We start from the raw sequence: 13,211 nt of genomic DNA, 5'->3' as shown, positions 1-13,211 counted from the left end.
GTGATTATATTAAACGTGATAATGATTAAATACACGACTTGTTTTATAGGGATATAAATATGACTAACTTATTGGAAAATATCGATAAGCGCACCAATCTAGTGGGTGAAAACCGTTTAGAGTTATTACTGTTTCATTTGTCTGGGCGACAGCTTTTTGCACTGAATGTGTTTAAGGTAAAAGAGGTCGTTAAGTTGCCTCGCTTCAATAAACTACCCAATTCTCACCCGCATATTGATGGTGTTGTTGCTATCCGTGGTGAGTCCATTCCTGTGATTAATTTAAAAGCAGCCATTGGTTTGCAGCCTTTAGTGCCTGATAGCGAATCTAATCTTATTATTACTGAATACAACCGAACCATTCAGGGGTTTTTAGTAGGTAAGGTTGAGCATATTGTTAACATGACTTGGGGCGAAATAATGGAGCCTCCTTCAACGGTTGGTCGATACCATTACTTAACGGCTATTACCAAACTTAAAGAAGAAACAAGATCCGATTTAACTGGGTTAATTGAAATTATTGATGTCGAAAAGGTGCTTGCAGAGATCCTCAATTATAAGGTTGATATTTCTGAAGGTATTGTAGACCCGGATATTTTGCCAGAATTTGTTGGACAACGTATCTTACATGTCGACGATTCATATACGGCACGTAAACAAGTTGCGAATACACTAGAGCAACTTGGTGTTGAGATTATCCCTGCCAAGAATGGCCTTGAAGCATTAAATCTATTAAAGGGGTGGTTAGACCAAGGGAAGTGTATCGAAGATGAGATCCTAATGGTGATCACCGATGCTGAAATGCCTATGATGGATGGTTATAAACTCACCTCAGAGATTCGTAATGACCCTCGTATGTCAGATATGTTTGTAGTGCTTAATACTTCTTTGAGTGGTGACTTTAATAAAGCCATGGTAGAAAAAGTAGGGTGTAATGAATTTTTATCTAAATTCCAGCCTGACCGTTTAGTTGAAGTCGTACAAAGCCGTTTGAAAGCAAAAATCGAATCATAAATACGTACAGTTGATCAATCTAGTTATCACAGTCGTATAGAGTAAAAGTAATATATTAGTGTTTTAGGCACTGCTGTTTGCACTCTACAGGATTAAGCTTTACTCTAAGGTTTGTTAGTATAATAAGAGGTGATAACTGCTTCTTATATCAGCAGATTACATAGTAGGAAAATATTTTTCTTCCCTAGTTATTATGTACTGCGTATATTTAATATGGTTAGTGTGACATATAAATGACTAGCTTTATGTCTTCCTATATGATTAATATTGAGAAGCTCATAACGTTATTTGAATAAAAAGACTAATTATTTCAACAACCTTAATAATGAAGACTAGACTAAAAAATGAGTGATAAAAATTCTCCAAAAACTGGCAATGAATCGGCAACAATTGAGTCTGAACAAACAAAGTTAGTGCCGCCGTCTATGTATAATGTGTTATTACATAATGATGATTATTCGCCAATGGACTTCGTTATTGATGTGTTACAACGTTTTTTTCGATTAGATCATGAAGCAGCCACAGAAGTGATGTTGAACGTTCACTATAAAGGGATTGGTATTTGTGGGACCTTTACAGCTGAAATTGCTGAGACAAAAGTGATGCAAGTTGTTCAATATGCTAAAGACAATCAACACCCACTAAAATGTACAATGGAAAAAGAGAGTTAACAATTTTACGAGATTATTCATTTACACTCTCATAAGGAGTCTCCATGCTAGATAAACCTTTAGAACATAGCCTTGATTTAGCTTTCCGAATTGCTTATGAAAAATATCATGAGTTCATGACATTAGAGCATCTATTATTAGCCTTATTAGAAAATGAAGAAGTAAAGAAAATTCTACAGGCTTGCTCTGTCGATATCGTCTCTTTACACATTGAATTAACTAACTTTTTAGAGACTAACCCTAGCCTGTCTGAAGTAAAAACAGAGAAACTAGAAGTTCAGCCTACTATTGCCTTTGAGCGAGTTTTACAACGCGCTATTTTCCATGTTCAATCTTCAGGTAAATCAGAAGTTAGTGCATCTAATGTGCTGGTGGCTATTTTTAGTGAACAAGAGTCACAGGCTACTTTCCTACTTAAAAAATCTAACTTATCTCGCTTAGATGTTGTTAATTATTTATCCCATGGTACTGAAAAGCATCCAGATAGCATTACTTTCCATGAGCCTGAACAAGCTGAAATGACTGAAGAGGAAAGCAATGAAATGCCTTTCACTGTCAACCTTAATGAACAGGTTGTTGCAGGGAGCATTGACCCTCTAATTGGGCGTGAAAAAGAGGTGGAACGTTGTGTTCAAATTCTTTGTCGCCGTCGTAAAAATAATCCGCTGTTAGTGGGGGAGTCTGGTGTTGGTAAAACGGCTATTGCCGAAGGCTTAGCGTATCAAATAGTACATAATAATGTGCCCGACGTTATTGAAGACCATATTATCTATTCATTGGATATGGGAGCATTGCTTGCTGGTACAAAATACCGTGGAGAGTTTGAGCAACGCTTTAAAGATGTATTAAATAAATTGCAGTCACAGGACAATGCGATTCTATTTATCGATGAAATTCACACCATCATAGGTGCGGGTGCTGCAACGGGGGGACAACTTGATGCTGCTAACCTATTAAAACCTTTGTTGAGTAGCGGCAAATTACGTTGTATTGGCTCTACAACTTATAAAGAGTTTGGACAAATATTTGAAAAAGAACATGCCTTAGCGCGCCGTTTCCAAAAAATTGATGTACTTGAGCCGTCTATTAAAGAAACGGGGCAAATTCTATTAGGGTTACGCACTCGTTATGAAGAACATCATAATATTCGTTATACCAACAAAGCTTTGATTGCTGCGGCAGAGTTGAGTGCTAAATATATCAATGATCGACACTTACCGGATAAAGCGATCGATGTTATTGACGAAGCAGGTTCGCAAATGCGTTTGTTGCCAGTTAGCAAACGTAAGAAAACCATTGGTGTGACTGAAATTGAAAACATCATTGCTAAAATTGCCCGTATCCCACAAAAATCAGTTTCTAGCTCAGACAAAGATGCACTAGCTAAGCTACATCAACGTCTGAAGATGACGGTGTTTGGACAAGATAGCGCGATTGAAGCATTAACCGATGCAATTCATTTAAATCGCTCTGGCTTATCCGACGAGTTGAAACCGATTGGATCATTCCTCTTTGCCGGTCCAACAGGGGTAGGTAAAACAGAAGTAACACAACAACTAGCCAAAGCACTAGGTATTGAGCTATTACGTTTTGATATGTCTGAATACATGGAAAAACATACGGTATCACGTTTAATTGGTGCTCCACCTGGTTATGTAGGTTATGAGCAAGCAGGGCTATTAACCGATGCGGTTGTGAAACATCCTTACTCTGTGGTGTTATTGGATGAAATAGAAAAAGCACATAGTGATGTCTATAACATCTTGTTACAAGTTATGGACCACGGTACGTTAACCGATAGCAATGGTCGTAAAGTTGACTTTAGAAATGTTATTTTGGTGATGACAACGAATGCTGGTGTTCAAGAAACAGTGAAACAAAGCATTGGTTTCAAAGAGCAAAAAGAGGGCGCTAAAGCGATGGATGAGATCAATAAGATTTTCTCTCCTGAGTTTAGAAACCGCCTTGATAATATTATTTGGTTCAATCACTTGGATCTTAACGTTATTAGTCAAGTTGTTGATAAGTTTATTGTCCAGTTACAAGTACAATTGGATAAAAAACAAGTGTCACTTGAAGTGGGTAGCGATGCTAGAAACTGGTTAGCTGAGCATGGCTATGATAAAGCAATGGGCGCTCGACCAATGGGACGATTAATTCAAGAGAAACTGAAAAAGCCATTAGCAAACGAGATCTTATTTGGTAGTTTACAGGACGGTGGTAGTGTTCGCGTGATACTAAATAGTGACGGCGATGGTATTGAGTTTAATTACGAGAAAAAACTAGAGATGAGTAATTAATACCAGCCACACTAATTAACTGATCATTTTTCCTATGTGAAATTGAGATTAGTTATTTAATATAATGATCATCTTTTTACAAAGATAAAAAACCAGCGTTAAGCTGGTTTTTTTATGGCTAATGAAAGCCTGATTTGTTACCGGCTAGTAATTAACGAGCACGGAAAACAATACGACCTTTAGATAAGTCATAAGGTGTAAGCTGAACTGTCACTTTATCGCCAGTTAGAATACGGATGTAGTTTTTACGCATTTTTCCTGAGATATGTGCAGTAACAACGTGACCGTTCTCTAATTCCACACGGAACATTGTATTAGGCAGCGTATCTAAGATAGTGCCTTGCATTTCAATACTGTCTTCTTTTGCCATTGGCGATGGATCCTTTGTAATAGGTAAGTAGTGCTAATTTCAATCGGCGCATAATGCCAGAATAATTGAGAGTGGTAAAGGATTGTTGTTCATAATTCACACTAAAAAGCTAATCAAAGTCCTTCCACTGCTGGTTTATGAAACGTTGGTGCGGATTAAATTGATTTTTATAATTCATTTTTTGACAGTTTTTTATGTAATAGCCTAAGTATAAAAAATCAATATTGTGTTTTTTAGCCAGATCTAACTGCTGTAAAACGGCATATTTTCCTAATGAAGCATAATGGTAGTCGGGATCATAAAAGCAATAAAAAGCACTCCATACACTCGATTGACCACTCGTTAATACATCGGTCACACTCACTGAAATAAGTTTTTCCCCATCATAGACTTCAATAAATAAAATATCTCCCCAGGTACAGGCAACAAAAGAGTCAAATTGAGCTTGTGTGGCTGGGAACATAACTCCATCAGGGTGAACCTGATTAATGTATCTTTCGTATAAAGGATAGTAGGATTCAGAGATGGTATTGGAAATGGCTATTGTGAAATGTTTATTTTTATTGATTAAGCGTTTTTGACTTTTAGATAACTTAAATTGTTGGCTGTTAATACGCAATGATTCACACCCATTACAAGCAGGGCAATGGGGGCGGTATACTTGTTCACCGCTACGCCTAAAGCCTATAGTCATTAAAGAGGCATAATGTTGTTTAGCGTTTTCTTCAGGATCTAGCAACATAATTAACTGTTCTTCTTTATCTGCTAAGTACGAGCAGGGGAAAGTAGCTGTCATGCCAACTTTTAGTTCTGAAGTTTGGGACACAATTTACCTTTATAATTTTTGGACGTTTGTTAAATGTATAGGCTCAGAAACAATGATTAAGGCCTCGTTTCTATTAGGGTAATAATATTCCCTTTACTTGTCTATCGGCGAGTTTGCTTATCTCTTATGGAGAGCTAAGTGTCGGTTGTATTTTGGTGATAATAGCTGATAAAAAAACGTAAATTATTGACTGAATATTAAAAAGTAAATTAAATGTTAAAATTCTGGAAAAAAAGCTGAGAAATACGGTAACATATGCGTCCCATCTAATTAAGTTGTACGAATTTAGCTTTCCCTAAGCCAATGTACACCGTCAATAGAGGTAATATGATCGTTCAAAAAACTATCCAAGATAAGTTGGTAGCGCGTTTCCAAGCGGATTACCTGCAAGTTATAAACGAAAGTCATAATCATTCTGTACCACCAAATTCTGAGACTCATTTTAAGGTTACTATTGTTTGTGAGGAATTTGAGGGGCTTCGTTTAATTATGCGCCACCGTTTAATTAATGAATTACTTGCTGAAGAAATTGCTGGCCCTGTCCATGCATTAGCTTTACATACTTACACACCTACTCAATGGGCTGAAAAAAATCAGTTGTCACCTGAATCAGCAAAATGTTTAGGCGGTGGAAAGTAAGAAATAACAACAAGAGACGGTCTGTTCGATAAATCAACTAATCACAATTTAAAATGTGAATGCTTTTTGCAAACTTTGTTTTCTTTTTTTATTTAAATTTGAACTAACTGCAGTAAGCTTTTTGATTTGATATAGCAATTAACCCCTCTCTAATGTTAATATTTCACCGAATTTTTTAGTGTACATGTTAATCAATTGTTAACCTCAATTTATTGCGTGTAATGTTTTATCGCCGAAAGGCATTTAACTTTTTCCTCCCGTAACATAGTGCAAGAGAATATGATTACTATAAAAAAAGGACTGGACCTCCCGATTTCAGGAGCGCCAGAGCAAGTCATTCAAAATGGTCCTGCCATTTCTGAAGTTGCTATACTGGGTGAAGAATATGTTGGAATGCGCCCGTCAATGGCTGTTAAAGTCGGAGACGTGGTGAAGAAAGGACAAACTTTATTTTCTGATAAGAAAAATGAAGGTGTGCTTTTTACCGCTCCAGCATCTGGTGTAGTTAAAGAAGTCAACCGTGGTGCTAAACGTGTGCTGCAATCTGTGGTTATTTCAATACAAGGCAATGATAGTGTGCAATTTGCTAAGTATGAAAGCCAGCAACTAGCTAGCATTGAGCGTAGCAAAGTCGTTGAAAACCTAGTTGCATCAGGCGCTTGGACTGCATTACGCACTCGCCCATTTAGTAAAGTGCCAGCAATTGATGCTCAGCCCGCTTCTATTTTCGTTACTGCAATGGATACTAACCCATTAGCAGCCGACGCAAGTCTTATCATTAATGATAACCAAGAAGCATTCACTGACGGTTTGGCTATTTTATCTCAGCTAACTGAAGGTAAGGTTTATGTTTGTAAAGATCAAACGACATTGCCTACTTCTGATGTTGCTAGCGTTGAAGAAAAAGTCTTCACTGGCGTGCATCCTGCTGGATTAGCGGGAACTCACATACATTTCATTGACCCTGTGTCTGCTACTAAGCAGGTTTGGTCAATTAACTACCAAGATGTGATCGCATTCGGTAAGTTATTTGTAACGGGTGAAGTTTACAGTGAAAAAGTGATCTCTTTAGCTGGTCCTGCTGTAACAAAACCACGTTTAGTGCGAACCGTTCTAGGTGCTTCTACTGCTCAATTAACTGCTGATCAACTTATCGCTGGTCAAGTGCGTGTTATTTCGGGTTCAGTGCTATGTGGTGTTACTGCTACAGGGCCTCATGCTTATTTAGGTCGTTACCATAATCAAGTATCTGCATTAATTGAAGGTTACGATAAAGAGTTATTTGGTTGGGGGGCTCCTGGCTTAAATAAACACTCAGTTTCTCGTGCGTTCTTATCTGCGTTAAGTAGTGCTAAAAAGTTTGCGTTCACTACAACTACAGGTGGTAGTAAGCGTGCAATGGTGCCAATCGGTCAATATGAACGAGTAATGCCATTAGATATCTTACCGACTGTATTATTACGTGACTTAATCGTAGGTGATACAGATGGTGCACAAACGTTAGGCTGCTTAGAGCTAGATGAAGAAGATTTAGCTTTATGTACTTACGCTTGCCCAGGTAAATACGAATACGGTTCAATCTTGCGTGATTGTCTAAGTAAAATTGAGAAGGAAGGCTAATAATGAGTCTTAAGAACTTAATTGAAAAAATGGAACCGCACTTCGAAGCAGGGGGCCGTTATGAAAAATGGTACGCTCTGTATGAAGCTGCTGCGACATTTTTCTATACTCCTGGTTATGTGACCAAAGGTATTACGCACGTACGTGACAGTATTGACCTTAAACGCATGATGATTTTTGTTTGGTTAGCAACGTTTCCTGCGATGTTCTACGGTATGTATAACACAGGTGTACAAGCTAATGATGCAATTGTTGCGGGTTATTCTGCATTAGAAGATTGGCGTGTAGCCTTGTTAAATACATTTGGTGTGACTTTAGGGTCTGGCGCTAGTGTATTTGATAACTTCTTATTCGGTGCTGCTTACTTCTTACCAATTTATGCTGTGACATTTGTCGTAGGTGGTTTCTGGGAAGTGTTATTTGCAAGTGTACGTAAACATGAAGTAAATGAAGGTTTCTTCGTTTCTTCTGTACTGTTTGCATTGATTGTACCGGCAACGATTCCACTATGGCAAGTAGCTCTAGGTATTACTTTCGGTGTCGTTGTTGCCAAAGAAATCTTTGGTGGAACAGGTCGTAACTTCTTAAACCCTGCATTAGCTGGCCGTGCTTTCCTATTCTTTGCTTACCCAACAGATATCTCTGGTGATGCAGTGTGGACAGCAGTAGATGGCTTCTCTGGTGCGACTTCATTAAGTGTGATGTCTCAAGGTGGTCTAGATGCAGTTCACGCACAATTAACTTGGGTAGATGCTTTCCTAGGTAACATGCAAGGTAGTATCGGTGAGGTTTCTACATTAGCTATCTTAATCGGTGGTGCTTTCATTGTAATTACTGGTATTGCATCGTGGCGTATCATCTCTGGTGTGATGATCGGTATGATTGCAACATCATTACTATTTAATGTGATTGGTAGCGATACTAACCATATGTTCCAATTACCTTGGTATTGGCATTTAGTAATGGGTGGCTTTGCATTTGGTATGATCTTCATGGCAACTGATCCCGTATCGGCTTCATTTACTAACAAAGGTAAATGGTATTACGGTATTTTGATTGGTTTGATGGTGGTATTGATTCGTGTTGTAAATCCAGCCTTCCCAGAAGGTATGATGTTAGCAATTCTATTCGCTAACTTATTTGCACCGTTATTCGATTACTTCGTCGTTCAAGGTAACATCAAACGGAGGCTAGCTCGTAATGTCTAACCAACAAGAAACATTTGGCAAAACGATGATTGTCGTACTAGCAGTTTGTCTAGTATGTTCAATTATTGTAGCAGGCGCAGCCGTTGGCTTACGTCCACTACAGATCGAAAATAAAGCGATTGATAAGCAAAATAAAATTCTTGATGTTGCTGGTTTAACAACTAATAAAACAGTGTCTGAAATTTTTAATTCTAACATTGAAACAAAGTTAGTTGATTTAGCAACTGGTGAGTTTGTTTCAACTGCTGATCCAATTACTTATGACCAACGTAAAGCAGCTAAAGACCCTGAAACGAGCATTAAGCTTAGTGCAGAAGATAATATTGCTAAAATTGGTCGTCGTGCAAACCTTGCTACGGTTTATCTAGTGTCTAATGACCAAGGTGAGCTACAACGTATTATCTTACCTGTACACGGTGCTGGTTTATGGTCAACGATGTATGCATTTGTTGCAATACAACCTGATGGTAATACGATTGAAGCGATTACTTATTACGAGCAAGGTGAAACACCTGGGTTAGGTGGTGAAGTTCAAAACCCTCGTTGGACCAACTTGTTTAAAGGTAAAGAGTTGTTCGATGAGAATGGTGACCCTGCTATTGAAATCGTTAAAGGTCAAGCACCTGCTGGCTCTAAACATAAAATTGATGGTCTATCAGGCGCAACACTAACTAGTGTTGGGGTTGAGCATACCTTTACTTTCTGGTTAGGTGAGCAAGGGTTTGGTCCATTTCTTAGCAAAGTTCGTGAAGGAGCGCTAAACAATGGCTAAATCAACTGAATTAAAAGAAGTACTTACCTCTCCGGTTGTAAGTAATAACCCGATTGCATTGCAAATTCTTGGTGTCTGTTCTGCGTTAGCGGTAACGGCAACATTACAAACTGCTGTAGTAATGACATTAGCGGTATTATTTGTAACGGCTTTCTCTAACTTGTTCATTTCGATGATTCGTAACTACATTCCAAATAGTGTACGTATCATTGTACAAATGGCTATTATCGCTTCATTGGTAATCGTTGTTGACCAAGTATTAAGAGCTTATGCATATGGACTGTCTACACAGTTATCGGTTTATGTTGGTCTTATTATTACTAACTGTATCGTTATGGGACGTGCAGAAGCATTTGCTATGAAGAATGCGCCATTCCCAAGCTTTATGGATGGTATCGGTAATGGTTTAGGTTACGGCTTAATCCTTGTTTTAGTTGGTGGTTTCCGTGAGTTGTTCGGTTCAGGTGCTTTATTTGGATTCGAAATCTTACCGTTAATCTCTAATGGTGGTTGGTACCAAAGTAATGGTCTATTGCTATTACCTCCTAGTGCTTTCTTTATTATTGGTGGCATTATCTGGGCTATTCGCGTTATTAAACCAGAACAAGTTGAGCCAAAGGAGTAATTTGAATGGAACATTATCTTAGTTTATTTGTGCGTTCTATTTTCATGGAAAATATGGCACTGGCTTTCTTCTTAGGCATGTGTACTTTCCTTGCTGTTTCTAAGAAAGTGAAAACGTCAATCGGTCTAGGTATTGCGGTAATCGTGGTATTAGGTATTTCGGTACCTGTTAACCAAGTTATCTACTTTAACCTACTAGCACCTGGTGCGCTTGGTTGGGCAGGATTTCCAGACGCTGATTTAAGCTTCTTAGGCTTTATCACTTTCATTGGTGTTATTGCTGCGTTAGTACAAATCTTGGAAATGATTTTAGATAAATATTTTCCAGCGTTATACCAAGCACTTGGTATCTTCCTACCACTTATTACTGTTAACTGTGCCATCTTCGGTGGTGTATCGTTTATGGTTCAACGTGAATACAACTTATTAGAGTCTGTTGTTTACGGTGTGGGTAGTGGTGTTGGTTGGACATTAGCAATTGTCGCATTAGCGGGTATCCGTGAAAAAATGAAATACTCTGACGTACCAGATGGTTTACGTGGTTTAGGTATTACATTTGTAACGGCTGGATTAATGGCATTAGGTTTTATGTCATTCTCTGGTATCCAGCTGTAGTTGTTACTGTTTTAGCTTAGATGAATTCGAGGGAATTTATTTCCCTCCCAAAACAAGGAAAAAGTCGATGGAAATCTTTCTCGGCGTTGCCATGTTTACAATTATCGTTTTAGCTCTAGTCGTTATTATTTTATCGGCAAAAGCAAAACTTGTAAGCACGGGTGATATTACAATTTCTATTAATGATGATGCAGACAAAAGCATCAAAACCCAAGCGGGTGGTAAGTTATTAGGTGCATTAGCAAATGCTGGTGTATTTGTCTCTTCTGCTTGTGGCGGTGGTGGTACTTGTGGCCAGTGTCGTGTGAAAATCAAATCAGGTGGTGGTGATATCCTACCGACAGAGCTTGACCACATTACTAAACGTGAAGCAAAAGAAGGTGAACGTTTATCATGTCAGGTTAATGTTAAAGAAGACATGGATATCGAACTTCCAGAAGAGATCTTTGGTGTTAAGAAGTGGGAATGTACCGTTATTTCTAACGGCAATGAAGCTACATTCATTAAAGAGCTTAAACTACAAATTCCTGATGGTGAGTCTGTACCGTTTAAAGCCGGTGGTTACATTCAAATCGAAGCACCTGCACACCATATCAAATATAAAGATTTTGATATTGAAGAGCAGTACCGTGGCGATTGGGAACACTTCAAGTTCTTTGATCTAGAGTCAAAAGTTGATGAAGAGACTATTCGTGCTTACTCAATGGCTAACTACCCAGGTGAAGAAGGTATCATCATGTTGAATGTGCGTATCGCTACGCCACCGCCACGTGATCTATCATTACCTTGTGGTAAAATGTCATCGTTTATCTTTAGCCTGAAAGAGGGTGATAAAGTAACGATTTCAGGTCCATTTGGTGAGTTTTTTGCTAAAGAAACTGAAAACGAAATGGTATTTGTTGGTGGTGGTGCGGGTATGGCGCCAATGCGTTCTCATATCTTCGATCAATTCCGTCGTTTAAAAACTAAACGTAAAGCAAGCTTCTGGTATGGTGCTCGTTCTAAACGTGAAATGTTCTACGTTGAAGATTTTGATGCTATTGCAGCTGAAAATGAAAACTTCGAATGGCATGTTGCACTAAGTGACCCTCAGCCTGAAGATGATTGGGATGGCTACACTGGATTCATTCATAACGTATTGTATGAAAACTACCTGAAAGATCATGAGGCTCCAGAGGATTGTGAGTTCTACATGTGTGGTCCACCAGTGATGAATGCTGCAGTTATTGCTATGCTTAAAGATTTAGGTGTAGAAGACGAAAACATCTTACTTGATGACTTCGGTGGTTAACCCCGATGATTAACGCATCGATTAAATGGCTAGCCTTAATAGGGCTAGCCTTTTTTATTTCATCGTGCACTAAACCTGAGCCTGCATTATTAAAAGTTCAGGGACAAACCATGGGCACTTATTATCAAGTGACTTATGTATTGTCGAGTGAACAAACGTCTAACAAACAACTATTAAGTAATGCACTAAAAGAGTTAATTGATCAGCAACTAGAATTAGTGAATGATCAAATGTCGACTTACCGACCTAATTCTGAATTGTCTTTATTTAACAAAAGTGAATCTTCACAAGAAGTATCAGACGCAACAATAAAAGTAGTTTCTGAAGCACTTAAGATATATCAGCAAAGCGGTGGTGCTTTTGACGTCACAGTAGGGCCTTTAGTTAATTTATGGGGATTTGGTCCAGATAAAAAACCTAATAAGATTCCTGATGCTGAACTAATTGAAAAAACTAAGCAAAATATTGGTAGTCAATATTTGTCTATTGAAGGCAATAAACTGATTAAAACCAAACCGGGTTTATATGTCGACTTATCATCGATTGCTAAAGGTTATGGTGTTGATGCCATTGCTGAGTTTATGGAAGCAAAAGGCATCAATAATTACTTGGTGGATATTGGTGGTGAGTTAAGAGCCAGTGGAACTAAGTTAAACCAACAGCCTTGGACTTTAGCCATTGAACGCCCTGGATTAGGTCAAAACGTACAGCGTTTATTGCATATTGGTGATAGTGCCATTGCCACTTCAGGTGATTACCGCAATTACTTTGAAGCAGATGGTATACGTTATTCCCATACGATTGATCCAAAAACTGGTCGTCCTATCAATCATAAGTTAGTATCTGTTACTGTGATTGACGAAAGTAGTATGGTTGCAGACGGATTAGCTACTGCGATTACTGTATTAGGACCTAAAGACGGCTTAGAATTTGCAACTAAATTAAAACAGCCTGTTTTTTTATTGACCAAGCAGGGCGATGGATTTATTGAATCTTTCACTCCTGAGTTTGAACAATACCTTGTAGAGGAAAAATAATGATCTATTTTATTGCTACCTTTGTTGTTTTCTTATTAGTTATCGTTGCGATGGCAATTGGTTACATTGTTAATCAAAAAACCATTGGCGGTAGCTGTGGTGGACTTGCATCTGTAGGCATCGATAAAGAGTGTGACTGCCCAGATCCTTGTGATACACGTAAGAAGAAGGAAGCAGAAGAACTTAGATTAAAGAAATTACAAGCTGAAACTCGTATTATCTAAT

The 13,211-nt window shown here is 38.3% G+C and carries 14 protein-coding genes; 12 read left to right on the top strand and 2 right to left on the bottom strand.

What is annotated here, in order from left to right; translation table 11 throughout:
* Positions 1-59: 59 nt before the first annotated feature.
* The 3 genes from OW492_RS11075 (at position 60) to clpA (ending at position 3,984) form a co-directional block, all read left to right on the top strand.
* A complete protein-coding gene (locus OW492_RS11075; RefSeq protein ID WP_290040012.1) occupies positions 60-1,013 on the top strand; it encodes a chemotaxis protein CheV in 954 nt (317 codons plus the stop codon).
* A 344-nt stretch (positions 1,014-1,357) separates the two neighbouring features.
* Entirely contained in the window at positions 1,358-1,684 is a 327-nt protein-coding gene (gene clpS / locus OW492_RS11070; RefSeq protein WP_290040011.1) for an ATP-dependent Clp protease adapter ClpS, read from the top strand.
* Positions 1,685-1,728: 44 nt separating this feature from the next.
* Positions 1,729-3,984 (top strand): ATP-dependent Clp protease ATP-binding subunit ClpA, encoded by a 2,256-nt coding sequence (gene clpA, locus OW492_RS11065; protein WP_290040010.1) that lies wholly within the window; start codon positions 1,729-1,731, stop codon positions 3,982-3,984.
* Positions 3,985-4,135: 151 nt separating this feature from the next.
* Here clpA and infA read toward each other — a convergent pair whose 3' ends face one another.
* Positions 4,136-4,354 carry a translation initiation factor IF-1 gene (infA, locus tag OW492_RS11060; RefSeq protein ID WP_007419779.1) on the bottom strand — a complete coding sequence of 73 codons (219 nt, stop codon included), beginning with the start codon at positions 4,352-4,354 and terminating at the stop codon, positions 4,136-4,138.
* A gap of 109 nt (positions 4,355-4,463) precedes the next feature.
* The gene (locus OW492_RS11055; protein ID WP_290040009.1) at positions 4,464-5,180 is read right to left on the bottom strand and encodes an arginyltransferase; all 717 of its coding nucleotides are present in this window, start codon (positions 5,178-5,180) and stop codon (positions 4,464-4,466) included.
* A 327-nt stretch (positions 5,181-5,507) separates the two neighbouring features.
* Here OW492_RS11055 and OW492_RS11050 point away from each other — a divergent pair, with 327 nt between their 5' ends.
* The 9 genes from OW492_RS11050 (at position 5,508) to nqrM (ending at position 13,210) form a co-directional block, all read left to right on the top strand.
* Positions 5,508-5,819 (top strand): BolA/IbaG family iron-sulfur metabolism protein, encoded by a 312-nt coding sequence (locus OW492_RS11050; protein WP_290040008.1) that lies wholly within the window; start codon positions 5,508-5,510, stop codon positions 5,817-5,819.
* A 279-nt stretch (positions 5,820-6,098) separates the two neighbouring features.
* Entirely contained in the window at positions 6,099-7,439 is a 1,341-nt protein-coding gene (locus OW492_RS11045) for a Na(+)-translocating NADH-quinone reductase subunit A (RefSeq protein WP_290040007.1), read from the top strand.
* A gap of 2 nt (positions 7,440-7,441) precedes the next feature.
* A complete protein-coding gene (locus tag OW492_RS11040) occupies positions 7,442-8,647 on the top strand; it encodes an NADH:ubiquinone reductase (Na(+)-transporting) subunit B (protein ID WP_290040006.1) in 1,206 nt (401 codons plus the stop codon).
* Positions 8,640-9,419 carry a Na(+)-translocating NADH-quinone reductase subunit C gene (locus tag OW492_RS11035; protein WP_290040005.1) on the top strand — a complete coding sequence of 260 codons (780 nt, stop codon included), beginning with the start codon at positions 8,640-8,642 and terminating at the stop codon, positions 9,417-9,419. The genes OW492_RS11040 and OW492_RS11035 overlap by 8 nt, the downstream gene beginning before the upstream one ends.
* Entirely contained in the window at positions 9,412-10,044 is a 633-nt protein-coding gene (locus OW492_RS11030; RefSeq protein WP_113820159.1) for an NADH:ubiquinone reductase (Na(+)-transporting) subunit D, read from the top strand. Before OW492_RS11035 ends, OW492_RS11030 begins: the two co-directional genes overlap by 8 nt.
* A 5-nt stretch (positions 10,045-10,049) precedes the next feature.
* Positions 10,050-10,658 carry an NADH:ubiquinone reductase (Na(+)-transporting) subunit E gene (nqrE, locus tag OW492_RS11025; RefSeq protein WP_113820158.1) on the top strand — a complete coding sequence of 203 codons (609 nt, stop codon included), beginning with the start codon at positions 10,050-10,052 and terminating at the stop codon, positions 10,656-10,658.
* Positions 10,659-10,725: 67 nt separating this feature from the next.
* Entirely contained in the window at positions 10,726-11,949 is a 1,224-nt protein-coding gene (nqrF, locus tag OW492_RS11020) for an NADH:ubiquinone reductase (Na(+)-transporting) subunit F (protein WP_290040004.1), read from the top strand.
* Positions 11,950-11,954: 5 nt separating this feature from the next.
* Complete coding sequence (locus OW492_RS11015; protein ID WP_290040003.1) at positions 11,955-12,986, top strand: FAD:protein FMN transferase; 1,032 nt, start codon at positions 11,955-11,957, stop codon at positions 12,984-12,986.
* Complete coding sequence (nqrM, locus tag OW492_RS11010) at positions 12,986-13,210, top strand: (Na+)-NQR maturation NqrM (protein WP_113820155.1); 225 nt, start codon at positions 12,986-12,988, stop codon at positions 13,208-13,210. Before OW492_RS11015 ends, nqrM begins: the two co-directional genes overlap by 1 nt.
* Position 13,211 lies beyond the last annotated feature (1 nt).

Origin of the sequence: Psychromonas sp. 14N.309.X.WAT.B.A12 (assembly GCF_030397575.1) — a bacterium.
Lineage (GTDB): Bacteria > Pseudomonadota > Gammaproteobacteria > Enterobacterales > Psychromonadaceae > Psychromonas.
This window is presented reverse-complemented; position numbering and strand designations above follow the sequence as displayed.